Source organism: Marinobacter guineae, assembly GCF_002744735.1.
GTDB lineage: Bacteria > Pseudomonadota > Gammaproteobacteria > Pseudomonadales > Oleiphilaceae > Marinobacter > Marinobacter guineae.
Window position 1 is genome coordinate 150,916 of the sequence record NZ_KZ319339.1, and the last position, 24,158, is coordinate 175,073.

Annotated in this window: 26 protein-coding genes; 4 read left to right on the top strand and 22 right to left on the bottom strand. The window is 54.9% G+C overall.

Annotation, left to right across the window (positions count from 1 at the left end; translation table 11 throughout):
* Positions 1-20: 20 nt before the first annotated feature.
* The 4 genes from CLH62_RS00655 to dctP form a co-directional block, all read right to left on the bottom strand.
* A complete protein-coding gene (locus CLH62_RS00655) occupies positions 21-1,295 on the bottom strand; it encodes a hydroxymethylglutaryl-CoA reductase, degradative (RefSeq protein ID WP_099616235.1) in 1,275 nt (424 codons plus the stop codon).
* Positions 1,296-1,319: 24 nt separating this feature from the next.
* A complete protein-coding gene (locus CLH62_RS00660) occupies positions 1,320-2,642 on the bottom strand; it encodes a TRAP transporter large permease (protein ID WP_099616236.1) in 1,323 nt (440 codons plus the stop codon).
* The gene (locus CLH62_RS00665; RefSeq protein WP_099616237.1) at positions 2,639-3,166 is read right to left on the bottom strand and encodes a TRAP transporter small permease subunit; all 528 of its coding nucleotides are present in this window, start codon (positions 3,164-3,166) and stop codon (positions 2,639-2,641) included. The genes CLH62_RS00660 and CLH62_RS00665 overlap by 4 nt, the downstream gene beginning before the upstream one ends.
* 65 nt (positions 3,167-3,231) lie before the next feature.
* Positions 3,232-4,287, bottom strand: a complete 1,056-nt coding sequence (gene dctP / locus CLH62_RS00670) for a TRAP transporter substrate-binding protein DctP (RefSeq protein ID WP_099616238.1) — start codon at positions 4,285-4,287, stop codon at positions 3,232-3,234.
* Positions 4,288-4,503: 216 nt separating this feature from the next.
* Between dctP and CLH62_RS00675 the strand changes: the two genes are divergently transcribed.
* On the top strand, positions 4,504-5,886 hold the full coding sequence (locus CLH62_RS00675; RefSeq protein ID WP_099616239.1) for an aminotransferase-like domain-containing protein: 1,383 nt from the start codon (positions 4,504-4,506) through the stop codon (positions 5,884-5,886).
* 251 nt (positions 5,887-6,137) lie between these two features.
* Positions 6,138-6,512 (top strand): c-type cytochrome, encoded by a 375-nt coding sequence (locus tag CLH62_RS00680; RefSeq protein WP_211285616.1) that lies wholly within the window; start codon positions 6,138-6,140, stop codon positions 6,510-6,512.
* 86 nt (positions 6,513-6,598) lie between these two features.
* On the opposite strand, the gene CLH62_RS00685 is transcribed toward CLH62_RS00680, so the two are convergent.
* From CLH62_RS00685 to soxC, 12 genes are all read right to left on the bottom strand, one after another.
* Positions 6,599-7,534 carry an MBL fold metallo-hydrolase gene (locus tag CLH62_RS00685; RefSeq protein WP_099616241.1) on the bottom strand — a complete coding sequence of 312 codons (936 nt, stop codon included), beginning with the start codon at positions 7,532-7,534 and terminating at the stop codon, positions 6,599-6,601.
* Positions 7,535-7,577: 43 nt separating this feature from the next.
* Positions 7,578-8,315 carry a thiol:disulfide interchange protein DsbG gene (gene dsbG / locus CLH62_RS00690; protein ID WP_228152738.1) on the bottom strand — a complete coding sequence of 246 codons (738 nt, stop codon included), beginning with the start codon at positions 8,313-8,315 and terminating at the stop codon, positions 7,578-7,580.
* 53 nt (positions 8,316-8,368) lie between these two features.
* A complete protein-coding gene (locus tag CLH62_RS00695; protein ID WP_099616243.1) occupies positions 8,369-8,884 on the bottom strand; it encodes a GlcG/HbpS family heme-binding protein in 516 nt (171 codons plus the stop codon).
* A 28-nt stretch (positions 8,885-8,912) separates the two neighbouring features.
* Positions 8,913-9,374 carry a DsrE family protein gene (locus tag CLH62_RS00700; protein WP_099616244.1) on the bottom strand — a complete coding sequence of 154 codons (462 nt, stop codon included), beginning with the start codon at positions 9,372-9,374 and terminating at the stop codon, positions 8,913-8,915.
* A 3-nt stretch (positions 9,375-9,377) separates the two neighbouring features.
* The gene (soxB, locus tag CLH62_RS00705; RefSeq protein WP_099616245.1) at positions 9,378-11,135 is read right to left on the bottom strand and encodes a thiosulfohydrolase SoxB; all 1,758 of its coding nucleotides are present in this window, start codon (positions 11,133-11,135) and stop codon (positions 9,378-9,380) included.
* Between the two features lie 85 nt (positions 11,136-11,220).
* Complete coding sequence (locus CLH62_RS00710; RefSeq protein WP_099616246.1) at positions 11,221-11,526, bottom strand: hypothetical protein; 306 nt, start codon at positions 11,524-11,526, stop codon at positions 11,221-11,223.
* Between the two features lie 25 nt (positions 11,527-11,551).
* Positions 11,552-12,391 (bottom strand): sulfur oxidation c-type cytochrome SoxA, encoded by an 840-nt coding sequence (gene soxA / locus CLH62_RS00715; RefSeq protein WP_099616247.1) that lies wholly within the window; start codon positions 12,389-12,391, stop codon positions 11,552-11,554.
* Between the two features lie 51 nt (positions 12,392-12,442).
* Complete coding sequence (gene soxZ / locus CLH62_RS00720; protein ID WP_099616248.1) at positions 12,443-12,754, bottom strand: thiosulfate oxidation carrier complex protein SoxZ; 312 nt, start codon at positions 12,752-12,754, stop codon at positions 12,443-12,445.
* Positions 12,755-12,779: 25 nt separating this feature from the next.
* Positions 12,780-13,268 carry a thiosulfate oxidation carrier protein SoxY gene (gene soxY, locus CLH62_RS00725; protein WP_211285618.1) on the bottom strand — a complete coding sequence of 163 codons (489 nt, stop codon included), beginning with the start codon at positions 13,266-13,268 and terminating at the stop codon, positions 12,780-12,782.
* A gap of 19 nt (positions 13,269-13,287) precedes the next feature.
* Complete coding sequence (gene soxX / locus CLH62_RS00730; RefSeq protein WP_099616250.1) at positions 13,288-13,641, bottom strand: sulfur oxidation c-type cytochrome SoxX; 354 nt, start codon at positions 13,639-13,641, stop codon at positions 13,288-13,290.
* A gap of 52 nt (positions 13,642-13,693) precedes the next feature.
* A complete protein-coding gene (locus CLH62_RS00735) occupies positions 13,694-14,371 on the bottom strand; it encodes a c-type cytochrome (RefSeq protein ID WP_099616251.1) in 678 nt (225 codons plus the stop codon).
* Positions 14,355-15,686, bottom strand: coding sequence for a sulfite dehydrogenase (gene soxC / locus CLH62_RS00740; RefSeq protein ID WP_099616252.1), 1,332 nt, complete (start codon positions 15,684-15,686; stop codon positions 14,355-14,357). Before soxC ends, CLH62_RS00735 begins: the two co-directional genes overlap by 17 nt.
* Before the next feature lie 394 nt (positions 15,687-16,080).
* Here soxC and CLH62_RS00745 point away from each other — a divergent pair, with 394 nt between their 5' ends.
* Positions 16,081-16,950: an MBL fold metallo-hydrolase gene (locus CLH62_RS00745; protein ID WP_211285619.1), complete on the top strand. Its 870-nt coding sequence runs from the start codon at positions 16,081-16,083 to the stop codon at positions 16,948-16,950.
* A 7-nt stretch (positions 16,951-16,957) separates the two neighbouring features.
* Here the strand turns inward: CLH62_RS00745 and CLH62_RS00750 are convergent, their stop codons facing one another.
* From CLH62_RS00750 to CLH62_RS00760, 3 genes are read right to left on the bottom strand one after another with little or no spacing between them, the layout of a single operon-like run.
* Positions 16,958-17,566: an ATP-dependent zinc protease family protein gene (locus tag CLH62_RS00750; RefSeq protein WP_099616253.1), complete on the bottom strand. Its 609-nt coding sequence runs from the start codon at positions 17,564-17,566 to the stop codon at positions 16,958-16,960.
* Positions 17,563-18,138, bottom strand: a complete 576-nt coding sequence (locus tag CLH62_RS00755; protein ID WP_099616254.1) for an acyl carrier protein phosphodiesterase — start codon at positions 18,136-18,138, stop codon at positions 17,563-17,565. The genes CLH62_RS00750 and CLH62_RS00755 overlap by 4 nt, the downstream gene beginning before the upstream one ends.
* A gap of 23 nt (positions 18,139-18,161) precedes the next feature.
* The gene (locus CLH62_RS00760; protein ID WP_099616255.1) at positions 18,162-18,704 is read right to left on the bottom strand and encodes a porin family protein; all 543 of its coding nucleotides are present in this window, start codon (positions 18,702-18,704) and stop codon (positions 18,162-18,164) included.
* 251 nt (positions 18,705-18,955) lie between these two features.
* Between CLH62_RS00760 and CLH62_RS00765 the strand changes: the two genes are divergently transcribed.
* On the top strand, positions 18,956-20,368 hold the full coding sequence (locus CLH62_RS00765) for a TrkH family potassium uptake protein (RefSeq protein WP_099616256.1): 1,413 nt from the start codon (positions 18,956-18,958) through the stop codon (positions 20,366-20,368).
* 10 nt (positions 20,369-20,378) lie between these two features.
* Here the strand turns inward: CLH62_RS00765 and glgP are convergent, their stop codons facing one another.
* Genes glgP through CLH62_RS00780 form a run of 3 tightly spaced genes read right to left on the bottom strand, consistent with a single transcriptional unit; the run spans position 20,379 to position 24,090 of the window.
* Positions 20,379-22,901 (bottom strand): alpha-glucan family phosphorylase, encoded by a 2,523-nt coding sequence (gene glgP / locus CLH62_RS00770; RefSeq protein ID WP_228152739.1) that lies wholly within the window; start codon positions 22,899-22,901, stop codon positions 20,379-20,381.
* A 36-nt stretch (positions 22,902-22,937) separates the two neighbouring features.
* Positions 22,938-23,708 carry an SDR family NAD(P)-dependent oxidoreductase gene (locus CLH62_RS00775; protein ID WP_099616258.1) on the bottom strand — a complete coding sequence of 257 codons (771 nt, stop codon included), beginning with the start codon at positions 23,706-23,708 and terminating at the stop codon, positions 22,938-22,940.
* Positions 23,709-23,730: 22 nt separating this feature from the next.
* Complete coding sequence (locus CLH62_RS00780; RefSeq protein WP_099617577.1) at positions 23,731-24,090, bottom strand: PilZ domain-containing protein; 360 nt, start codon at positions 24,088-24,090, stop codon at positions 23,731-23,733.
* Positions 24,091-24,158: the final 68 nt, after the last annotated feature.

A 24,158-nucleotide genomic window follows, 5' to 3' on the forward strand; every position in this document is an offset into this window, starting at 1 on the left:
GGTCGGGAAAAGAGCAAAAATTATCCCCTCCGCATGGATTTTAATATCTCTTCAGCGATATCCACCCGAACCTTGCCACGATTGACCAGTTCCTTTGCTACTGATTCGACTTCGACGCCGATTGCACCTGCCATTACGGCAATATTTTTAGCATGCAATGCCATGTGACCCTTCTGGATTCCGGTGGTTGCCAGAGCTTTAAGAGCAGAAAAATTCTGTGCAAGTCCGACAGCGGCAAATGTACGCGCCAGATGCTCTGCTGAGTCGATACCCATGATGTCCAGTGAGATCCGCGCGGTAGGATGAGATTTGGTCGCACCGCCAACTAACCCTACGGCCATCGGCATTTCAATCATGCCGGTAAGGTTGCCATTACGGTCGGTTTCCCAATGGGTCAATGAGCGATATCTTCCAGTTTGTGCCGCATAAGCATGGGCACCGGCCTCTACTGCTCGGGTATCATTACCCGTCGCCAGCACTACGGCACTCACACCGTTCATTATGCCTTTATTGTGCGTGGCAGCCCGGTATGGGTCGACGTCGGCAAAGTTGTAAGCCGCAAGAATGCCATCACGCACCGCTTCGCCCCCGATTGCATCCAGTGTCCAGGTCGCTCTGGCTCTGGCAAGCCTCCGGTCAGCGAGATTGGACAGAATTCGCAGATAGGTCCGGCCGCCTGTCCATTGGGCAATCATCGGCGCAACGGCTTCCGCCATGGTGTTTACGGCATTGGCGCCCATTGCATCACGGGTGTCAACGATCAGATGTGTGATGACCATTGGGGCCGCGTGTCTGTCTTCCAGCACTCTTACTTCAATGTCGCGGAACCCGCCACCGTGTTTGAGAAGCACCGGATCTGTCTCATCACATACTTCTTTGATATCGCTTTTGTTCTCTAATATCTGCAGGCGTGCGAATTCTGGATTGGGGACGTCTATCAGTTGAACCTGAGCGATCATCAGTGAGCCAGACATGGAGGTGATAAAGCCGCCAGAGTCTCGACATTGCCGTGCAGCATTGCATACAGCAGCCACTACGGAGGACTCCTCCGTCGCCATGGGAATCAGCATTTCACGCTCATCCACAATCATGTTGGTAGCAACGCCAAGGGGGATATTCATAGTGCCAATGGCGTTTTCGATCATGGAGTCAGCTATTCCGGCTTCCAGGTTTCCGGTGTTGGCCAGATGGTCTGCTGCTTCCCTACCCAGGCCTGCAATTTCAATTACCTTGTCCCGGCGCTCACTCATCGACAGGTTGTGAAAGCCGGAAATACGCGAACTTTGGATGTGCATGGAATCAATCTCCGTAACGAAAAATCAGGATACAAGGCGCTGGGACAGCTGGTTGGGTAACCATGTCACCAGATCCGGGAATAACATGAACAGCAGCAAGGCCAGCAACTGCAGCACCAGGAATGGAACAATGGCTCGATAGACGGTTTCCATACCGATTCCCGGTGGCAATACACCCTTGATGTAAAACAGCGTGTAACCAAACGGCGGTGTGATATAGGCCATTTGTGCTGTGATCAGGAACAGCACACCAAACCAAATAGGATCAAAATCAAACGCGTTGATAATGGGAATAAAGACCGGTACACACAGCAGGATGATGCCAATTTCATCCAGAAATAGACCGAGCAACACCAGGATGCCCATCATCGCCAGTAGCACCATCCAGCGATTCAACTCCAGATCCTGGATGAACATCAGAAGTGAATCTGCCCCGCCGGTGCCGGTAAAGATTGAAACGAAAATCTTTGCACCGATCGTTATCCACATGATCATCGTGGTCACCCGCAGGGTATCCATAGCGGCATCCCTGAGATTGACTACTGTAAGCGTGCTCTGGAGGGCTGCTGATACCATCGCACCGACGACCCCAACCGCAGCTGCCTCGGTCGGCGTGGCAATCCCGGCGTAAATACTGCCCAACACGCTGAACACGATCAGCGTTGGCAGCACCAGAGATTTCAGCGACCCGAACATTGCCAGCCAACTGATATCAGTTTGCTCCGGAGCCGGCGCAACACTTGGTTTTAACATGGTCTTAATAACCACGTAGGAAATGTACAGGCCCGCCAGAACCATACCCGGGACAATACCCGCAGCAAACATCTTGCCCACCGAGACCTGAGCGGTGGCGGCATAAACAATGGTGATAATTGAAGGCGGAATCAGAATGCCTAGCGTCCCACCTGCACAGATGGTTCCGAGCGCCAGCTTTTCGTCGTAGCCTCGACGAAGCATGGATGGCAGCGCCAGGATGCCCATGGCGGCCACAGCCGCTCCAACTATGCCGGTCATGGCCGCCATCACTGTGCAGATCGCGATGGTGCCAACGGCCAGACCACCAGGTATCTGCCTGAACCAAAGCTCCATGGCCTTATACAACGCCTCAATAATGCCTGATCGCTGAAGGACGCTGGCCATCAGGACATACAGCGGGATGGCCAACAATACATCGGATGTCATCACGTCGTAGGTCTGAAGCACCGTCAGTACCAGTGCATCTGTTCCCCACAACAAGATAGTGAACACCACCGCCAGGGACATCAGAACAAAGGCGAGGGGCATCCCGCTCAGTAACAGAAGCAACAGGGAAATGAACATTGCAGAAAGTACCAGGGTAGAGCTCATGTCCTGACCTCCCCTTCGACTTCAGCGCGCTGGCCGATGCGACGGATCGAAAGGAGCGTTTCGGCAATCGTTTGCAGTAATAAGAGACTGAAAGCCACCGGTATGAGGGTTTTTACCGGCCAGATGGCGGGGTTCCAGGACGAGAAGGACGTCTCGCCGGAGTCAATTGAATTCAATGCAACCGGAATACTCTGGTAAATGAGAACACAGCAGATCAGTCCGATAACCGGATAAATGCAGGTATCTACTATCGCCGCCATACGGGGCGATAGTTTGCTGTGGAGAATGTCGACATTGACGTGGCCCGCAGTATGCAGAATATAGGGCCCCGCCAACATGAAATACGGCCCCAGTAAGAGTGTCGACAACTCAAGCGCCCACACAGTGGGGGCATCAAAGAAATAGCGGGCAACGACTTCGTAAGAGATGGCGGCAACCATAACGAAGACCAGTAGCGAGGCCAGAATAGCGAGCCATCGGTTGATCTCGGTAATGGCGTTGCAATAACCGTTAACGATAGACATACATGACCCTCAAACCGGGAGCCAGCCCCTGAAACCGGGCTGGCTTTGAGTTACAACCTGCTGCGTTACTCCAGCAGTCCCAGTTCCCTCATGAAGTCCACCTGGCTTTGCAATACCTTGTTGGCGAGTTCGTCGTCACCTGCCGCTTCCTTCCAGGCCTCCATGGCAATCGGACGTCCCTCAGTAACAATGGAAGGATCGAGGTGGATTATTTCGGCGCCCTGCTCTTCGAACTTCTTAAGAGCAACAGCATCCTGAGCCAGAATGTGCTGACGAAGAGAAGACGAAATTTCTCGGGCAGCCGTTGCCAGAGCCGCTTTGTAGGAATCGGGCAGCTTGTCATAAGCGCGCTGGTTTGCCACATAGCTAGTGGCTGTGGTCGGCTGATGGAAGCCGGGGACGATGACGAATTTTGCCACTTCCCCAAGCCCTGCTTCCAGGTTTGCAGTTAGGTCGCCCCGGTCGGCAAGGTCGATAACGCCTTTCTCCAGTGCCTGGTATACCTCAGCTGTCGGGAGTGGCGTCGTGGAGACCCCGAACTTGCTCATGACGGTACTGGCGAGTCCAACGAACCGCCCTTTCTTGCCTTCAACGTCCCCAAGCTTGTTGATCGGGAACTTGGCGTGAATAGGTTCCTGACCGTAGACGGTGGGAGCAATGTAGAAGAGTCCTGCTTTAGCGTAGGCTTCGCGCGCATATTCCAGCCCTCCTTTTTCGTAAAACCAGGCTTCGTATTGATCAGACTCAGGAAAGCCAAACGGAACAGTACTGGTAAACGCGAACGCCGGAACAGAGCCAGCTTCGTAGCCATCGAATGTTTTCATCATTTCAAAGGCGCCACCACGAACCGCTTCAAATGCCTGGGCCGAAGGAACCAGTTGTCCGCCACCAAAGAGTCGGATAGAAAACTTGCCATCGGTAAGTTCAGACACCCGCTCAACAAACTTCTTTTCGAACTCATAGGGAGTTGTTCCTGCATCCCAGAGTGCTTGCATACGCCAACTGACAGACGGTGATTCGGCCGCTGTGGCCAGTCCGGAGGATAGCAGCACAGCACTGAGGAAACCGGTAAAGGTACGACGGATTCCCGTCGAAGCTCTCTGGCTGATTAATTCTTTCATTTTGTTCTCCATCTAACTGGTGGCGAATTCGCCAACGGTTACCGTCAGGAATACGCTCTGTTGTTTTTGTTAGCACCGCCAGGCCGACAACTGATTGACCAAGAAAACGGCATGCCTGTACAAATTAAGACAGTGGCTTAGAATGGACAAGTGACAGTTACAACATCTGTACCACGGACTGTACCAGTCCAACTGCTGGTACAATTTGGAGTTGATATGGCAGGGTACATCGCTCGTGCACAACAAATTGCTGACACCCTGATTCAGCAAATCGAATCCGGACGGCTGGCCCCTGGTACGAGGCTACCCTCTATCAGGGTGGCGGCCGAAGGCCACGGTGTCTCGAAAAACACAGTTACAGATGCCTATGACAGATTGGTAGCGACCGGGTTTATCAGCCCCAGGCGCGGTTCCGGATTTTACGTTCAATCTGCAAACCCGTCCCAGCCGGCGCCAGCTTCCGAGCATGTCACCGAAGCTGTCGACCTGGTGTCCCTTTTAAGGGAACAGTTGAATCAACATTATGAGGTTCGGGCCGGAGATGGCCGTTTACCTGCGAGCTGGATGGAGAGTTCAGAGATTGGTCGCTATCTGAAACGCACATCAAATGTATCGGACTACGCCGATGATTTTGAGTATGGCCGCCCTCAGGGTCTTCAGGCGCTGCGAGAAGATGTCGCTCGCGCTCTCGCCGAGCGCGCGATAAATGCTACCCCAGACCAGGTGCTAATGACGTTTGGCGCCAACCACGCTCTCGACTTGATCGTTCGCCATTTCGTTGACGCCAACGACGTCGTGCTGGTTGAAACCCCGGGTTATTACCCGATGTTCGGTAAGCTGAAGCTTCAGAAGGCTCGAGTTGTCGGTGTGAATCGGGAAACAGACGGACCAGACCTGGACATGCTTGAGGAAAAGATCCGTCAGTGGCGCCCAAAACTGCTTTTTGTCCAGCCAATGGCACATAACCCGACCGGAACGTCTATGTCGTTGCAAAAGATGCATCGGCTGCTCACCATTGCAGAGAAGCATGACCTGGTAGTTATTGAAGACGATCCATTTGCGGACATCCTGCCTAAATCCACACCTCACCTTGCCTCCCTGGATGCCCTCAACCGGGTGATTTATGTGGGCACATTTTCGAAAACCTTGTCAGCCAGTCTTCGGTGTGGGTATATCGCCGCCAGCCCTGATTTGATTGACTCCCTTACGGACATAAAGATGCTGACGGTGGTCAGTAGTTCTGGCATAACAGAACGAATCGTGCATGAAATGATTGTTCGTGGGCGTTATCGGCGACATCTGAAACGTCTACGAGACCGAGTCGCCAATGCCAGTATTGACGCAGTATCTGCCCTGGGAAGCCTTGGGGTGAACAGCATCGAAAGCCCGACTGACGGCTACTATCTCTGGTGCCCGCTGCCAGCAGGGATTGACGGTATGGAATTAGCCCACCAAGCGGCTAAGCAGGGTATTTTCCTGGCGCCCAGCAACCTGTTCCATTTATCCGAAAACGGCGGCTCCAGCGCATTGAGAGTCAATATTGCACATGCTAATAACCACAAGTTCCTCAGTTTCATGAGAGGCGCGTTGGCTTCATGAAATGAGATAAAGCTTCGAAAGCAGGTATAAATTTCATAGTTTTTAATGCCTTGCACGGAACCCTTCATAAGCATCCTCAACAACCCTTGAATTTACAGAAATCTATCTTTCCCGTGACAAGGCACTAAATTGCCTAAACATACATTTTCATCCCATATTTCCTACAATAGCCACGCGTCTTGGTCTAAGTTTATTAACGAGGTGGCAGTATTTGGTCAAGACCATTGGCAGTAATCTCGAACGATAAATTGATGATCGAACGAAAGGAAGCCGATATGAAACGGATAATCGTATCAACTGCGCTTGCAAGCTGCCTCGGCCTCGGCTCTGTAACGGCGCTGGCAGAATCCCATGGAAAAAGCACCATGCAACTGGCTGAAGAAAAACAGTGTATGGCTTGCCACACCACCAGTGACGAGCTACCCCGGTCGCCCTCTTTTCAGAGCATCGCCCAGAAATATACCAAGGACGATGCAGACAAGCTGGTTCAGGTTGTTATGAAAGGTGGCGAAGCACACTGGGGTTCCGCAAAGATGCCCGAAATGGATGCTCGTGCTGAAGTCAGCGAGAAGGAGGCAAGAAAGCTGGTGAACTGGATCCTGGATATGCGTTCAGAAAAAATGTGAATATTCGGGAGCTGGGAAACTGAACCAGGCCGGTGGCAAATGAATTGCCCCGGCCTGTATTTCCGCTCAAAAGATTCGATTGAAAATCAGAAATACTCGAACTCGAGGTCCTGATAAACGCGCCCCGCATTTTTGCCCGCAAGCTCTTCGAAGGTATCGAGGTAGGACCACTGGGACTGGTCGATCTGATAGGCATCATCCAGCCCACCGCCCTGCTCCAGAATCTCAATCACAGCGTTACGCAGGAACACCAGATAGCCACGCGTTTCCTTGGTAACCACATCGATGGTGGTTGGCTCACCATGACCGGGAATCACAATGTCCGGATCCAGCTGCGCTGTCATCTTGTCGAAAGACTCGACCCATGCGCCGGTATCCGTATCTTCAAATACAGCCAGCAAACGCTGATGGAAGCCGAGATCGCCGGTTATCAGCAGCTTTTCCTCGGGGACCCAAAGGGCGAGATCGCCCGGCGAATGGCCCGGACCAAAATAGTGCAGCTCGATAGTGACGTTGCCCATGTCCAGGTCGTAACGTTCCTCAAACCCGATATCGGGCACGGCGACGTAGGTCCCCTCGGCTTTTTCCTCATTCCGGCGCTGCATGGACGCCAGTTTGGCTTCTCCCTGGTGTTCGAACTCCGCGATTGCCTCATTCTGGGCGATGATCGGAACGCCCTGGTCGCGCCAATAGCTGTTGCCCAGCATGGAGTGACCCTGGGCGTTTTCATTCACCACGTATTTGACGTCTTTGTCGGTGACGCTACGAATGGAGTTGTGGAAGGACTTCGCCAGCAGGTAGTTGTCACCGCCATTGAACACCACCACTCCCTTCTCGGTGATGATGAAACTGAGGTTGTTGTTGTGGCCGTGGTTCTCGTAGGTGCCCGGTGCAGTCGCACCTATGGCCGAGTATACCCGGTCCGATACCTTGGTAAGTTCCAGTTGCTCCGGAATCCCATTGCTTGCAGCAACAAGTCCCGGAAGTATCAATAAAGTCAGAAACAGCCCTCGAAAACCCATTGTTATTCTCCTTCTGTGGAACGCGCCGGCGCGATTAGCCACGCTATTCCGGATCTCTGAAAACCGCCTCGGATAACGCCGAGTCATCAGGCAACCCGACGATCTTGCGTATTGCTCCATCCCGGTCTTTGTAGAAAACCGATGGCGTTGCTGCCACGAACAGACTTTCCATCAGCTGGTTATTGCTTTGGACGAGTCGCCGCAGGTCCTGCGGAACATTCTCTTCGGATTCCAACCAGTCTCTCGGGAACTGACTGTCATGGAATTCAAGTTTCTTGACCGGATCCTCCGCTCCAAGCACGCTGGCCGCCTTGGCCAGGCTGGAGGGTTGAATGATTCCTACCATGATGTGCCGCAACTCGATGCCCCGCTCCAGAAAAGGCTGGGCCTTCTCCCGGAACACCACACAGTAGCCGCAGTTGGGATCTGAAAAGACATAGACAATGCGTTTGGCGTCACTGGGGCCTTCTGACACCCAGGCCGAATCCGCCAGTTCTTGCCAGGCACCGGTCAAATCCGGCTTGGGCAGCCAGTTTCTAAGGTGCTCGGCGCTGAGGTCCTGGCCAAAACCATCCACCATCTTGCCGATAACGACGTGTTCGCCGTCCGGCATAAGGTACAGCGAAATTGAATGTCCGTTCCTGCGGCCGACAAAGCCTTTCAGCCCCCCCGGCGCATCGAAGCTGGCTTCTACCTTGAGACCTTCATCAACCAGTACCTGGACTGCGTCCGGATACGCCGCCATGGCCAGCGAAGGTAACAGAAGCAACGGGGAAATCACTTTAATAAAACGTCGTAGAATGATGATCCCCCCGGCCTTTCCAGATAAAATAATCAAAAAGACGCCATTTCCAGATCCATTTCCACCGCGGCAACGCCTGCCAGGGCACAGTTTTCATCCGTCTCGCCGGAAGGTGCGCCACTCACACCGACACCACCAACCGTTTCACCACTTGCCTGGATGGGGACGCCCCCGGCCGACAGCAGAACCTTCTCGAGTTTGCCGACGGAAAACGGACCGGTGAAACGGTCTTCCAAAGACGACGTGGTGCTGGCAAAGGTCATGGCGGTGTAGGCCTTCCGATAGCTGACTTCAAGCGACAGGTCCATCGCAAGAACATCCCGCAATACCACCTGGGGATGCCCGCCCCGGTCCACTACCGTGACCGAGACCTGAACGCCCTGCTCCCGGCAGGTGTCGATTGCCGTTTTCGCGATGGTCAGTGCGGTGTCCATGGAGAGTCTCTTGATCTCCACCATCACCGGCTGATCATTTTCCTGGGCGCCAGCAATACCGGTGGCAGCAAGGGCCGAGACGAACACGAGGGGTTTTGACAATTTGGTCTTCATGGCACGTTTCCTTTATGAGGCCAGACGATCATGGGCGAACGAGAACATAGCCTGCCTCGACTTCGTCCAGGATATGGGCAACCCCCACGTCGACCGGGATGCTTTCAGGATGGAGATCCGGACGGGTTCCGGTGTCTCTCTCGATGGTATTGATGGTGTTCATGCAGACGGTGAACCGAACGCCCTGGGCCATGAGGCTGCTGATCTTTTCCCGCCGGGTGTTGTCTAAGTACATCAGGCGCACACCCGGCCCGAATGTGGTTATCTCGATATCAATCGCATCCGGGCCATAGTATTCCAACAGGTTGGCAGCAACACTGAGCACCTTGTCCTGCTTCTCCTCCTCACCATCACTCAATTGAAGAAGCAGGAATTTCTCGGCAAACGGCTTGCTCTCGCTCATTGGTTCCGCGTGAAGGGTGCCCGCTCCTGCCAGGAGCATCAGGCCTAGCAACACTGCCATGGATCCGACCAAGAAATTCCTGCTCATCACTTATCCTGCGTAGTCTTCAATACCTGGATTGCCCGCTACATTCTTGAGCGTCGGTGTGTTGAACTTGTCGATCCTGACTGTCTTCTCCGACCTCAGGTAGTCAGCAACCACGTCCCAGATTGGTGGGCCGGGTGCCCGCGAATTCACTGTGGCCCAACCAGCGACCTTGTACATCTTGTTGGCTTCAATCCGCTCGCCGTTATCCAGGCGCATGTCCGAGATTCGTCCGTTCATGCTGGCTGTTGGATCACAGGTGTAATCCATGCCGCCAACACGCACCATGTCGCCGCCCTGTTGGTAATACGGATCCTTGTTGAACAGGTTATCGGCCACATCTTCCATGATCAGCATAAGATCGGCGCCTGACATTTCCCGGACATAGGTTTCCGGATAGGTAATGGCCGTGGCGTTCATTACGTCATCCATAGTGATGGAATCACCCGGTAGAACACTCGTACCCCAACGGAAGCCCGGTGACAGGGAGATCTGGGCATCGAGTACCTTTCTCTGGGCGTCGCAGATCACCTGGTCCATGGTGCCGTTGAAGTTGCCCCGGCGATAAAGCAGTTCGTCGGTGATGGCCAGTTTTTCTCCGAGCTTGTCCAAGTATGGTGCCCTGACTTCCTCAATGAAGCTGGTCATGGCAGGATCGGGTTTGATGAGATCGGAAAACACCGGCAACAGTTTGTATTCGTAGCCCCGGACACCGTTATTGCCGATATCCAGATCCAGTACCGCGACATATTTACCGTTGGTGCCGGCGTTGCTTACCAGGGTTTTTCCGCCCGGGTTTGTCACTTCGGTGGGTTGCGGGACCGCGTCATGGGTGTGGCCACCGAGAATGGCATCAATCCCGGTCACGCGGCTTGCCATTTTCAGGTCCACGTCCATGCCATTATGGGAAAGGACCACCACCGCATTGACCTTTTCCTTTTCCCGGATGTCGTTGACCAGTTCCTGCATCTCGGATTCCCGGATTCCCATCCGCCAGTCAGGAATGAAATACGACGGATTGGCAATCGGTGTATAAGGAAAAGCCTGGCCGATGATCGCAATGCGCTTGCCGCCCAACTCCCGGATGGTATACGGCTTGAAGACCCGGCCACTGGCTTCGTCGTAGGATTCCGCCCCCATGAACATAGCTTCGTCAGAGAGGAAAACGTTCTGCGCCAGGAACTCTCCCTTGAAGGCACTGAGGTTTTTGCGAATTTGCTCTTCCGGATAGGTGAACTCCCAGTGAGCCGTCAGGATATCGATGCCAAGACGGTTGCTGGCCTCCACCATATCCTCGCCCTGGGTCCAGAATGCGGTTCCGGATCCCTGCCAGAGATCGCCCCCGTCGAGCAGCAGCGAATTGCCGGCACCGGCCTGCTCCCGGAGTTGATCAATGAGGGTTTTGAGATGGGCAAAACCGCCCAGCTTTCCGTATTCCTGGGCGGCTTCGGTGTAATTGAGATAGGTGAATGCGTGGGAGCGCCGAGTATCCAACGGAACTCCGAAATGATCCAGGAAGTGCGTTCCGACCAGGTGCGGAACCTTGCCCTTGTTGGGGCCAATACCCAGGTTCACGTTGGGTTCGCGGAAATAAACCGGAGACAGCTGGGCATGAATGTCGGTGAGATGAAGCAATCGGGCATTGCCGAACTTCGGTGCGTCGTACAACCCCTCGCCACCTTTTGCCAAAGCAAGTTTCGGAGCAAGACCGGCAATGGCTGCCGCCTGCATGGCCATAAGGAAGTCTCTGCGGGAAATTGTCACTGCACTCTCCTTTCTTTGTCGTTATTGGAGTCAACCGGCTTCCCCGGGTCCTTCCGGGAAAGGCGGTCAGATTTCGCGCCCAGCGTCAGTTTCCTATGGCAACATTGCGCCAGACCTCCTGTTGCTGTTGACGCTGTGCGACGGATTCTTTGGCGAGATTCAGCGCCTCCTGGGCCATGGATCTGGCCTTGTCGAAGTCGCCGTTTTCGGCAGCAGACTTTGCTGCCTTCAACCGGTCCGAGGTGACGGTCCACTGGAAAGTGCCTGCGTCCTCATGGGTGCTTTGGGCCTTCGAGTAGACGTCATTGAAGTCCTCTTTGGGGCCAGCCTGGGCAGCCACCGGTGCGGACAGTGCAAGCGAGATACCGATTGTCAGTAAAGGCTTGTTCATTGCGATTCTCCCTCTCCATAGCTGACTACGGCCGGGTTGCCGGTCCGACGACTGGCAGACCATTGCTCATATAGGTCAGGAAGTACTCGAGATTCCGGTATTCCTCACTCTGAGCTGGCAGCGGTTCTGCCCGAACATTGTTATTGCAGCCGGCAAACCGGCGATGCAACGTACCGAGCTCGCCCCATTTCGAACGGTGCACCGGAAAGTTTGCCGGTTGGCCCACGGTCGGCGACAGAAAGTCTGCCCGAATCCATTTGCCCGGATTCTGGACATGGCAGCTGGCGCAGGAAAAATTCAGTTGTCCCCGACGGCTATAGTAGAACTCCTTGCCATCCTGGTAGGCAGTCATCGCATCAGGGTCATCCGGCACCTTTATGTTGATGGGGTTGCCCTGGGAGGTGGATGCCATGTAAGCGGAAATTGACGCGATCGCCCCTTTCTTCCATCTCAGGGGCTCCTCACCATTGGCTTCGCGGCAGCGGTTTATGGCGAGCTCAAGGGTGATAACTTCGTTCTTCTCCGTGTCGAAGTACGGATAGTTCTGCCGGATCCCGATGCCACCGTTTTCGAAACAGCTGGCGTAGGTCTTGCCATTGGCAAACGGGGTCTCGAACATCTCCTGCCCCTCCGCAACCGCAAATTCATAGGGCGGGAAATCCTGCATGGATTCCCACTGGCTGCGGCGGTCTTCGTTCAGCGCGTACTGGCCGTTCACGAAGTCCTCGAAAGGGACTTCCGGGAACATTTGCTTGAAGTATTCAACCGTTTCCTTCCGATCTTCTTCCGGTGTCGAACCCGCCAATGCCTGGGGCACTGCCAGTGCCGCTCCGAGAGCGACCAGAATGATTTTCGCTTTCAGCATGTCCAATCCTCCTCTTCGGCGGTTCAGGATGACCCTGCCCGCCGACAATCTTCAGGCGATCGTTGCGGTGGTTGAATCGCTTTCACCCTCGTTATCGATCCAGCTGATGGTGAGCTCGTCACCTTTTTTGGCCCCTTTGAATCGACACTCCAGGAACGGATCCTTGGATACCGCCGGGCCCCATTGGGCAACAAATACGTCCTTGCCATTATGGGAAACGGTCAGAACCTGGATGAAATGGGCAGGAATGACATTGCCCGCTGAATCCTTTACAAACCCTGAATCCATAGGGTGTCGAACCAGGGCTTTCAGCGATGTCACACCGCCACTCTCTACTGCACGAACTCTGATACTGGACGCCATTGTTCTTCTCCTGTCCGGTTGGCTGTTAGCCGCCGCAGCCGCCAACGGTAACTTTCACGTTCTGGGTCGCCTTGTAGGCTTTGCCATCTGAAATCACGACTGCCACCACATCTGTCGTTTCCGCCATCTTCAGGCGGTTCGAAACAAATGGCAGTGTGCCTTCCGGAATTTCGAAAGAGGCCGCCAGGGCATTGGGGTTCTTGGCGACCAGCAAGGCAATGCCGGTTACGTTCGGAAGCGTGGTCTCAACAGTCACAGGTACTACTGCGCCGTTCTGGGCAATGGTTGGCAGGTCCATGGTGATCTGATCAGATTCTGTGGCCTCCATCCCGTAGAGCTCGGCAATGGTTGCATCAACCCCCGGTGTCTTGAACGCCTTCTGTGGCCAGTCGGACGCATCAGGGGCTGTCGCTGCCTGGACGCGCAATGGCACAATGCCGGAACCCAGTGCAAAGCCAGCAACGCCAGCGCCCAGCATCCCCTTTAAAAAACCTCTTCGCCTTTGGTCAGTCACGGTAACTTCTCCTCCGCATTTAGAGCGTATACAGGTAATCAACAATCCGGTTTATTTCTTGTTTGCCCAGGATCATGTGTCTTCCGAATGGCGGCATCACCGTCGTCGGATTGAACTGGGTTTCGTCCCAGATACGTTTGAACAGAATCTCCCGGTCCGGATAACGAGTCTCCATATCCGCCAGTTCCGGGCCGATGTTGCCGGCCAGCTTGCCGTCATCCATCTGGTGGCAGGCCAGGCAGTTGCCATCCTTCCGGCTGAAAGCGAGTTCCTTTCCCCGGTCAATGTCAGCCTGGGTCGGTTCGGCGAACACTGGCGCAGTTGCACTCAGTGCGAGTGTGGTCAAGCACACGGAAATCAAGCCCTTTCGCATCACGCAGTCCTCCTCGGCACGCGTTTTGGAGCCTTGTGCTCCTGATCAGCCTTTACTGTGTTATCCCCTCATCGAGGGGGCCGGTTGTGCTTGGTGTCAGGTTCTTGCCCGCCGCGGAGTCGGATACGGTTGCCTCCTCTTTGCAATCCTTCATGCAACGATCGTTGTTCACGACCGGCCGCGGATCGTCCCAGGTGAAGTTATCGTGATTGGGCATCACCACCTTCGGCAGTGTTTCCTTATTGGCGACGAAGTCGCCGTCCACGATGTAATTGAGATTCAGCACGTAGGCCGTTAAGGCATAAACCTGGTCATCGGTCAGGGACTGGGGGGCAAAGAACGGCATCGCCCGGTGAATGTAGTCCCACAGGGTGGAGGCGTAGGGCCAGAAACTGCCCACTGTTTTTTCCGGTCGGTCCTCGGTAAGGCTGCCCTCCCCACCCGCAAGCTTGGGATAGCGCCCCATGCCTTCGCCGAAGGAACCATGACACGACGAACATTGCGTCTCGAAAATGGCCATGCCTTCGTCGACAGTGCCGCTGCCTTCGGGCAGTCCCATGCCGTCGGGGCGAATATCGATGTCCCAGGCGGCAATCTGTTCATCCGTTGCGGGTTCACCGTACCCGTAGCGCCCGGTCTGCTCTGCAGCGCCGACAAGGGGAATTGAGGCCAGAAGGACACCGCAACAGGTACTGGCAATCAGGCGTGGGGTTTTATGAAAGCTGAACATTGACCACACTCCCGTCTGCGTTGACTTGCCAGGTCTGGATCGAGTTCTTGTGATAGATCGAGTTGGTGCCACGAGCCTCTATGAGCTGAGTCAGCGTTGGCTGCACATACCCGGTTTCATCTATCACCCGCGACTGCAGCAACGCAGGGGTGCCGTCCCACTTCCACTCAAGGGAGAAGCGGGTCAGCGATTTTGACATCACCGGTTCCCGCAGCTGCGCCTGCTGCCAGTTCTGACCACCATCGACCGATACATCAACCGCTTTCACCTTGCCGCGGCCGCTCCAGGCGAGACCTTCAATCTGGTGGATGCCGTTGCCAGTTAACGGCATTTCAGGGCACGGCGATGTAATAACTGACTTGGCTTCCATAACCCAGGTGAAGCCATGGGCTGTGCCGTCCGGCATCAGATCCGTGTACTTGGACGTTTCCTCACGCTGCATCCATGGCTTGTCGCCCACTTCCAGCCGGCGCAGCCACTTCACATGGGTATTTCCTTCCCAGCCCGGCACTACCAGGCGGATTGGATAGCCCTGCTCCCGACGCAGAGCCTCACCGTTCTGGGCATAAGCGACAATCACATCATCAAGGGCTTTCTCGAGAGGAATACTCCGGGTCATGGCGGCACCGTCTGCGCCTTCTGCCAACAACCACTTTCCCTCCGGCTTGATACCGGCTTCCTGCAGCAGCGTGGAGAGCCGAACACCGGTCCATTCGGCACAGCTAACCATGCCGTGAAGGAACTGGAGAGAATTGAGCTGGGCACCACGCCATTCCATGCCGCCGTTGGCAGGACACTCGATAAAGTTGATCTGCGAAACGCTGGGGAATCGCTGCAGATCCTCCATGGAAAGAATAATCGGGCGTTCTACAAGGCCATGAATCATCAGGCGGTGTTGCTGAGGGTCGATTTCCGGTCGGCCGGCATGATGGCGCTCGAAGAAAAGACCGTTTGGAGTGATGATGCCTTTCAGGTGCTGAAGTGGAGTAAAGCTGATTGACGAGATTTTGTCGGCGGTTAGCCAGGGTACGTTCCTACGGATGACCTCCTTTTCGAAGGGAGAGGGAACACCGTATGGATCGGTAACCACGCCTGATCCGAGAGTTCGGGTCCACGATGGAATTTCTGGCGGATACTGTGTCGCCGCCAGAGCCCTCGGAGCAATGCCTGCGAGGGCACCTCCAACCATGGCGCCACCGGCAGTGAACAGGCCGCTTCTGAGAAAACGTCTGCGTTCTGATGAGGGTAAACGTTCTGACTCTTCCAGGGCCATTTTGGATACACCCTGGTTGAGTCGGCGGAGTTTGCCGAGCATATTATTTTTCTCCTCCTTCGATACCCTTTCGGGGCAGTCGGCCGACATTCAGTACAGGACTGACAGACGGTCTTGTTGTTTCTGTTATAAGGATATAATTTATTTATAGACCCCTCGCGATCAGGTTACAAGAGGTTTCTGAACCCTGATTCACAGGATCTTCATCGGGAAAGCTGTCTTTTGAATACTGGGGAATTGACATTAATCATGGCTAAAACAGACACTTATAGGCCCTGCAAATGCAAAAGGAGAGGCCGAGATGTTGGCAAAAAAAATTAGAATCAGTATGACATCTGCCGGAATAGCTGCCGCAATGCTGACCGGGTCCGTAGCTCTGGCGGCCGGATCCTCTTCGGGATATGCCCCTCTCTCTATTTCAATTGAGGCAGAGCCAGTGAGCGCGGACAACGTTTACTATTTCTCTGGTCAGTCGGGGGTTCCGGGTAAGCAGAACGAAGGTTTCACGGCCAATGCAGGATTTGTAATAACCGAGGAGGGTGTCGTGGTGTTCGATGCCCTGGGAACACCAAGTCTCGGTGCGGCAATGATCGATAAAATACGAGAACTGACGGAATTACCCATAAGCCATGTTGTGATCAGTCATTATCATGCGGACCATGTATACGGTCTCCAAGCCTTCAGGGAGCTGACCAAAGCGAAGGTCATTGCCCAGGAAGCGTCAAGTCTCTATATCAACAGCCCGGATGCGGGCGAACGCCTGGAACAGCGTAAACAGGCGCTCTCACCCTGGGTAGATGACAACACCACGGTAATCGCTCCTGATGTTACCTTTGAGGAGGAAATGGTGCTGGATTCCGGTAATTACCGGTTCCGTCTCGTTCATGCGGGGCCGGCCCATTCACCGGATGACAGCCTGATGATGGTGGAGCCTTCCGGTGTTCTGTTTTCCGGCGATATTATCCAGAATGAACGGGTTCCGTTCCTTGCCAGCTCCGAAGTTAATACCGCGAACTGGATGAGGGCCATCGAGAAAGTCAGGGAACTGAATCCGCGGGTCCTGATACCCGGCCATGGCAAGGCATCGGAAAATGCCATGGGCGCCCTGAATTTCACCTATGACTATCTGGCGTATGTCCGGGACCGCATGGGCACTGCCGTTGAGGCGTGGATCGAGTTCGAAGATGCCTATGAACAAACGGACTGGTCCCGCTACGAAAACCTGCCGGCATTCGAGGCGTCCAACAAGGCGAACGCTTATCGTGTTTACCTCGAAATGGAAAAAGCGGCACTGGGCGGGGGTTAGACAAAGCTCAGCGGATTACCTGAGCTTGGCTCTCCTCTGCCAGTTCCTCGAGGCTACTGTAATCGCATTCTTTGCTGGCCATGAAGCTGTCGGTGGAGTCCACAAGAATGTGGTCATCCCGCATGAAGCGTCGACCAAGCAGTACGGGGTAGGAAAATCGGCCCCGGTCGGCCAGTGAAAACTGGGTTTCGTGAATGCTACCCCCAATACAGAACTCCATGCGCACCACGTATCGTCTCTGGGATGGCGCACCTTTGCGTTTGATCAGAACGGTTCGCTCAACCGGGCGCTCAAACTCCAGGATGATGCTCTCGTGCTCTATCTCGCCTTCGGTGGGCTGATCTTCGTGGTCGCCAAGGGGAATCTGAAAGCTCACCCATTCTTCACCCTCTTTTTCAAATGGCTCCACGTTGACGGCATGCAAGGACGACGTTTTGGCGCCGGTGTCCAGGCGGGATTTGAGCCGAAGGGCGGTATCTTTCATTACCACCCATTCAACAAAACCGAGGACTTCCGGAGTGCGGTTCTCACGGTGTTCGTCGGAGTCTGCTGAATACAGTAACGTCGAAAAACAGAACAACGCTGTAACCAGCACTGTCTTGTTCAAAAACCTCATTCAATATCCCCTGCAAACTTCTGTAAATCCGGAAAAAACGAAAGAAAATTCTGTTCCAGCTCAGCCTGGTTCGCCTGGATCTCCGTGATGATACCGGCAAAACTGTTGCGGAAGCGGATGCGATCCGCAACGCGATCAAGGGCGTAGCCTACCCGCTCCAGGTCCTTGTAGGCACCAAACCAGTCGTACCCGACCATCCTTCGGGTAACCCTTGCCATGGACGACGGCATCAGGTGCTCGTGCTCCTGCAATTCCCAGTAAATGAGGTGGATAAATTGGTCTTGCTCAACTTCGCTGAACCGGCTCCAGTGCTTGAGGAGGAAGTGGTCGTAAAGAATATCCAGAGCAACGCCTGCAAACCGCCGACGTTGCCGGGAGAAAACCTGTTTGCTGGCGAGGACATCGGGATGCTGGTCCGTGAAACTGTCCACCGCCCGATGGTGGCGAACGCCCCGCCTCACCGCGTCCGGGAGTGCCGAGATATCGACACCCCTGGCAAAGTCACCGAGGATACTTCCCACCCGGGCTTCGGGTGAATCAGGCGCAAGAAATACGTGGGCCAGATGGTTCAAGCAGTCTCCCCGGTGATCTGGTCTCAGAAGTTGAACTGAATGCCGACACCCAGACCATCAATTTCGGCATCGCTGTCCTCATAGTAACGCATATACTCGAGGTTTCCGGACAGGTTCGGGGCAAACTCCATGTTCATGCCGATGCCGTAGGAAACATCGGATTCATCCTCCGTTGCAGTACCAAAGGGTGAGTCCGCCTCAATTTCAACCCGGGTAAAGCCGAGAACGGCATAAGGCGTAATTGGAGACTCGTTTACGAGGTTAAAGGTGGCGTAACCACCGAAGAAGTTGTCTAACGAGTAATCTACCCCGCCAATCCGGTCATCATCCACACCAAAGCCACCGCGGGCTTCAATGCCGAGGAACGGAGTCGCCATAACTCCGACCTTGGCCGAGAGCGTACCGACATCGGCATCCGCGTTGCCACTTTCTAGGCTCATGAAGGTGTAGTTGAGTCCCGTGTAGAGTCCGCCAACACCAGATTTGTACATATCCTGGGCGCTGACAGTGCCCGCAGCCGCCAGGCTGGAAGCAAATACAACGGCGAGTGAACGTGCATGTTTCATTATCGTTTCTCCTTTACCGAATCATTCGGTGTACAAGAGTGAACTTGCACCAGACTCACGGTATTTGCCATCAGGAAGATCCGCATTTACCCGAAATTTACACCAATTTAATTCCCCGGTAATTCCCGGTTGCGCGGGCCGTTACCTTGCGGTTACCCAAAGCCACAGGTATTCTGACGCCGTCCCCCGGTATCAGCTGACTCGAGCTTCCATTGAGAAATCTTTACCCCGTCATTTTCATTGTCAGCGTCATGTTTGTGCTACTCAGCATATTCATGACATTGCCTGTCATTTTGCTTGCAGGCTCCGTAACACCGAATGCCCTGGCATTTGCGGAATCGGCTGCTATTGTCTGTGGCCTGGGCATTCTGGGCATGGCCACAACCTACCGGAAACCCCGGGATCTGAAGCCTCGTTACATGTTTGTGCTTACGGTTTCGTCCTGGTTGATTATTGCGCTGTTTTCCTCTCTGCCTTTTTATCTGAGCGATCTGAAAATTTCTGCAGCAGATGCGTTCTTTGAGGGCACGTCCGGTATAACCACCACTGGCGCAACCGTGTTCAGTGGGCTGGATACCATGGATAAGGATCTGCTGATCTGGCGTTCGATTCTGCAATGGATCGGTGGTATAGGGATCATCGGCATGTTCGTCGCGGTTCTGCCATTCCTGCGTGTGGGCGGCATGCGCCTGTTTGCCACTGAATCCTCCGAGTGGACAGACAAGGCCCTGCCAAGGATGAAAACCCTTAGCCGCGGCCTGTTGCTGGTGTACGTGGCGTTCTCGATTATTGCGGTGGTAACTTACTGGTTCTCTGGCATGACGTTGTTCGATGCGTTCAACCATGGCCTTACCAGCATTGCCACAGGCGGCTTCTCCACCTCTGATTTGTCCATGGGCAAGTTCAGTGATCTGATACTGATGGAAGCCACCATTTTCATGATCCTTGGTAGTCTGCCCTTCTTCCTGTTTGTGCGGGAGTTACACGGCCAGCACGGTGTGCTTTTCCGGGATCAGCAGGTTCGTCTTTTCCTGGCGATCCTGTTCATTGTGCCTATGCTGTTGACGTTGTACCGCTGGCTGGTATCTCCGGTTCCCTTCGACCCACTGCACAATTACGCCGCGACTCTGTTCAATGTGACGTCCGTGGTAACCACCACAGGGTACGCCTCTGAGGACTATTCCGCCTGGGGACCGCTGGCGTTTGTCCTGTTCTTCTTCCTGATGTTCGTGGGCGGCTGCTCAGGCTCCACTGCCGGTGGTATGAAGATTTTCCGGTTCCAGTTGTCGCTGATTATTCTTCGTGAGCAACTGATGCGCTTGCTGCATCCTCGTGCGGTTTTTACCCGTAATTACAACGGTCGCGCGGTAAGCGATGAAATCATATCGTCCATGATCGCCTACACCTTCATTTTTCTGCTTTGCCTCTTGCTTATTACGGTAGCCCTTGCGGCCATGCAGCTGGATTTCATTACATCGCTTTCCGGCGCCCTCACCTCGCTGACCAACGTTGGCCCGGGCCTGGGAGATATCATCGGGCCGGCAGGCAATTTCGGACCACTGCCCGATGCCGCCAAATGGGTGCTTTCAGTAGGCATGCTGATGGGCCGTCTTGAGATTCTGAGCGTGGTGATTGTGCTGTCGCCGGCGTTCTGGCGCACCTGATTGGAGACTGTTACTTTAGCCAGAGTACGGAGGGGTTCTCCAGGGGAAGATTCAGGCGTTCATCATGCACCCGCAAGCGCGGGGTATAGTGCCCTTCCGGGCGTGACGGTACCGAACACTCGTACAGATAGCTGTGGGCCGATCCACTGAGCGGGCGCTGCATCGCCATGGCAGTCACTGTTCTTGGCCCGTATTCAGAGGCTTCCGCCACCAGTTCCACAGCAATTCGCTGCTCATCGATACCATCCAGGTACACCTCTACCGCGTAGGTCTGGCTGCCCGCCGACTCAGTGACATTGAACACGCTGAAGCGCAGTCGCGGCCAGTGCCTCGCGATCTCCCGGTGTTCACTCAAAATTTCTGCCGCTGCCTCCGGGCTTCGCTGTTTCCCCTGTTCCGCCATTGGCAGGTAGAACCGTTCCACATATTCCCGAACCATCCGGTTCGCTGAATAGGTGGCCGTGAGCTGGTCCATACTGGCGCGGATCCGTTGGAGCCATTTCCGGGGCAGACCCTGCGCGTCCACATCATAGAAACCGGGAATCACCTCGTGCTCCAGCAAATCGAAGAGTTCCCGGGCGTCCGTATGATCATGCTCACTGGAACTGCGCAGCTCCTCGAAGGTGGCACCCGGGCGGATGGCCCAGCCCACATCAGCGCTCCATGCCTCCGCCCACCAGCCATCGTACTGGGACAGGTTCAGGCCACCATTGACGAGCACTTTCATCCCGCTGGTGCCGCAGGCTTCCCAGGGATGGCGCGGGCAATTCAGCCACACGTCCACGCCCTGGATCAGCTGATTGGCCACGCCGAGATCGTAATCTTCGATGAACACCACTTTGCCTTCCACATCCGGCCGTCTTGAAAAGGCCTTCCATTGTCGGATGATCTGTTTGCCCCGCTGGTCATAGGGATGAGCCTTGCCCGCGAGAACGATCTGTAGAGGCCGGTCGCGGCTCGCCAGCAGGCTGAGCAGCCGCTCCTGGTCTTTCAGCAGCAGGTCGGGCCGTTTGTAATCAGTGAAACGACGGGCAAAGCCCAGTGTCAGAGTTTCATGATCCAGCAACAGCCCGCAAGCGGCGGCGTGGTTGTTGACCGGGTTCTGCTCGCAATGCTGGCTTGAAAGCCGTCGACGGAGGTAGCCAATCAGCCGGCTTCGCTGCAGCCGTCGCATCTCCCACAATTCGTCGTCGGTTATTGCCGACATCGGGCAGGACATCTGCAATGGACGGCGCCAGCGGTCCTGACCACAGGCCCGGGTCCAGATAGCATCAGACTCCGGTGAATCCCAGCTGGGTGTATGCACGCCATTGGTCACAAAGTCTGCCGGAATGTCTTCCGCCGGCCAGCGTGGAAAAAACGGTTGAAAGATGGTTTGTGTGACCTTCTGATGGATGCGGCTTACCCCGTTGATCCGGCCGCTCATATTCAAGGCAAGCAAAGCCATGTTCAGCCGTTGGTCGTCAGCATCCACACCCTTTATGGCACGCTCACTGCCCAAACCTAACAGTTGATCTGGATTCAGATCCCGGTCTTCAAGCCAGGGCGCGAGGTAAAGCCGGAGGAGTGACCCAGAGAAGTGGTCAAAGCCGGAGGCAACCGAGGTGTGCGTGGTGAACAGATTGGTTGCCCGGGTGGCCGTACGGGCCGTCTGAAAGTCGCTCTGGTGGTCCTCCTGCCAGCTGAAGGCCCGCTCAATGAGGGCCAGAGCACAATGGCCTTCGTTAAGGTGGCACAGGCCGGGTTGCCGGCCCAGTTGTCTTAGCAGACGCCAGCCGCCAATGCCCAGCACCATTTCCTGCTGCAGGCGCTTTTCCGGGTCGCCGGTGTAAAGTTCACTGGTAATCCCCCGGTCGCCGGGCTCATTGCGGGGGTCATTGCTGTCGAGCAGCAGCAGTTCGCAGCGGCCCACCTGAGCTTTCCACGCTCGCAGACGTACGTGCCTGCCCGGAAAGGGTACAACCACCCTCACCCACTGGTCGTCTGCATCTCTGAGTGGCGAAACGGGCAGCATCGTAGGATCATTGTAGGGATAGAATTCCAGCTGTTCGCCATCGGTACTGATCGCCTGGCGAAAGTAGCCCTGTTGGTAGAGCAATCCCACGGCAGTCACCGGAAGTCCCAGATCGCTGGCAGCCTTGAGATAGTCGCCGGCAAGAACACCCAGCCCGCCGCTATAGAGTGGCAAGGATTCGCTGAGGCCGTATTCCATGCAGAAATAGGCGATGCCCTGGCCCAGATCCCCGGCACAATCGTCCGAATACCAGGTGCTGGCATTAACGAATTTGTGGTGGGCAGCTAGCTGTTGGAGGTAGCGTTGCTGAAATGAAGGGTCCTGTGCCAGTTCCTCCAGCCTGTCACCGGACACGCTGTTCAGAACCAGCCAGGCGTTGCGGGTCGTTTCCCAGGTTTCCTCATCGAGGGCTCGCCACAGCTCGTCGCTGCCGTGGTGCCAGGTCCACCGCAGGTCCAGTGCCAACTGAAAAAGTCCGCTCAGGGATTCCGGCAAGGACCGCGGAGTATAGGCTGCCAAGGTCAAGGTTTAGCTCCGGTCAGGTCAGTGGGAACACTAATGGGCGGTGTAACCGCCATCAATCACCAGTTCACTGCCGGTCACGAATTTGGATTCGTCAGAGGCCAGATACACTGCGCCCCAGGCGATATCATCAGGCTCTCCCATATGACCTACGGGATGGAGCGCAGCGGTGGCTTTTCTCGCTTCTTCCGGATCTTGCCCGGTAGATTTCAGGTGGCCCTCCACCAATGGTGTCCAGATAAACCCGGGATGGATGGAATTGGCGCGAATGTTTTCGGTGGCATACAGCATGGCATCGGTTTTGGACATCAGCCGCACTGCGCCCTTGGAGGCATGGTAGGGAGGAATGTCCGGGGCGCTTACCAGGCCATAGATGGATGACAGATTGATAATGCTGCCCACGCCGGCTCTTTTCATGTGGGGAATGGCGTGTTTGGTACAGAAAAATACCCCTTTCACGTTCACATTCTGGACAAGGTCCCACTCTTCCTCGGTCAGTTCGTGAGTGGGCTTGTTAGCACCTGCAATTCCCGCATTGTTAACCAACACCGTAAGGCTGCCAAAAGTCTCTGCAACCTTGTCCAGCACCTGTTTGACCTCCTGCTCCTTGCTGACGTCGCAATGCCAGTAACCAGCCTTGAGACCACGATCCGTAAGCTGGCTGGCCAGAGCCTCGCCATCCTTGTCCTGGCAATCGAGTATGGCTACAGCCGCTCCCTCTTCTGCCATACGGGTTGCTGTAGCGGCTCCGATTCCTACCGAGCCTCCAGTGACAACGGCAACCTTACCTTTTAATCGTTCCATGGAAATCCTCCTTGATGACATTTCAGTAGGCTTGTTGGCGAACCGGAAAATAGTTCATCGCCATATGATGTTTTTTCAGCCACTGCATTAACGAAGATATCGTAAAACTATCGTTCTCAACTCCCTCGAAGTCCACGCCAATGCCCTTGTCGGATTTGCGGACAACATGGGCCTTCAGCCTTCGAAACTGTCTTTCCTGTTTGTCCGGAAAGCGAAATTCAAGTTCAACTGTCTGGTTTAACTGCACATCGGTATAGTCGGTTGCAATGAACAGGCCCCGCTTTGATGCATCCCGGATCAGGCCGGTTGCTACGGGCATTCCGCGCTTATACACCAGCAGGCCAAGCTTTCCCTGTACGCGTTTACTGAGTCTGTGTTCCATGTTTTCCCCCATGACTCATCAAGAACCGCTAATTGTTAAAACTGCCTGTGTTTTATATCGAAGTATTG

Excerpts from the sequence above, each read along its gene's own strand:
- CLH62_RS00655 (WP_099616235.1), bottom strand. The coding sequence starts at position 1,295 with ATGCACATCCAAAGTTCGCGTATTTCCGGCTTTCACAACCTGTCGATG.
- CLH62_RS00660 (WP_099616236.1), bottom strand. The coding sequence starts at position 2,642 with ATGAGCTCTACCCTGGTACTTTCTGCAATGTTCATTTCCCTGTTGCTT.
- CLH62_RS00665 (WP_099616237.1), bottom strand. The coding sequence starts at position 3,166 with ATGTCTATCGTTAACGGTTATTGCAACGCCATTACCGAGATCAACCGA.
- dctP (WP_099616238.1), bottom strand. The coding sequence starts at position 4,287 with ATGAAAGAATTAATCAGCCAGAGAGCTTCGACGGGAATCCGTCGTACC.
- CLH62_RS00675 (WP_099616239.1), top strand. The coding sequence starts at position 4,504 with ATGGCAGGGTACATCGCTCGTGCACAACAAATTGCTGACACCCTGATT.
- CLH62_RS00680 (WP_211285616.1), top strand. The coding sequence starts at position 6,138 with ATGATCGAACGAAAGGAAGCCGATATGAAACGGATAATCGTATCAACT.
- CLH62_RS00685 (WP_099616241.1), bottom strand. The coding sequence starts at position 7,534 with ATGGGTTTTCGAGGGCTGTTTCTGACTTTATTGATACTTCCGGGACTT.
- CLH62_RS00695 (WP_099616243.1), bottom strand. The coding sequence starts at position 8,884 with ATGAAGACCAAATTGTCAAAACCCCTCGTGTTCGTCTCGGCCCTTGCT.
- CLH62_RS00700 (WP_099616244.1), bottom strand. The coding sequence starts at position 9,374 with ATGAGCAGGAATTTCTTGGTCGGATCCATGGCAGTGTTGCTAGGCCTG.
- CLH62_RS00710 (WP_099616246.1), bottom strand. The coding sequence starts at position 11,526 with ATGAACAAGCCTTTACTGACAATCGGTATCTCGCTTGCACTGTCCGCA.
- soxA (WP_099616247.1), bottom strand. The coding sequence starts at position 12,391 with ATGCTGAAAGCGAAAATCATTCTGGTCGCTCTCGGAGCGGCACTGGCA.
- soxZ (WP_099616248.1), bottom strand. The coding sequence starts at position 12,754 with ATGGCGTCCAGTATCAGAGTTCGTGCAGTAGAGAGTGGCGGTGTGACA.
- soxX (WP_099616250.1), bottom strand. The coding sequence starts at position 13,641 with ATGCGAAAGGGCTTGATTTCCGTGTGCTTGACCACACTCGCACTGAGT.
- CLH62_RS00735 (WP_099616251.1), bottom strand. The coding sequence starts at position 14,371 with ATGTTCAGCTTTCATAAAACCCCACGCCTGATTGCCAGTACCTGTTGC.
- soxC (WP_099616252.1), bottom strand. The coding sequence starts at position 15,686 with ATGCTCGGCAAACTCCGCCGACTCAACCAGGGTGTATCCAAAATGGCC.
- CLH62_RS00750 (WP_099616253.1), bottom strand. The coding sequence starts at position 17,566 with ATGAGGTTTTTGAACAAGACAGTGCTGGTTACAGCGTTGTTCTGTTTT.
- CLH62_RS00760 (WP_099616255.1), bottom strand. The coding sequence starts at position 18,704 with ATGAAACATGCACGTTCACTCGCCGTTGTATTTGCTTCCAGCCTGGCG.
- CLH62_RS00765 (WP_099616256.1), top strand. The coding sequence starts at position 18,956 with ATGTTTGTGCTACTCAGCATATTCATGACATTGCCTGTCATTTTGCTT.
- CLH62_RS00775 (WP_099616258.1), bottom strand. The coding sequence starts at position 23,708 with ATGGAACGATTAAAAGGTAAGGTTGCCGTTGTCACTGGAGGCTCGGTA.
- CLH62_RS00780 (WP_099617577.1), bottom strand. The coding sequence starts at position 24,090 with ATGGAACACAGACTCAGTAAACGCGTACAGGGAAAGCTTGGCCTGCTG.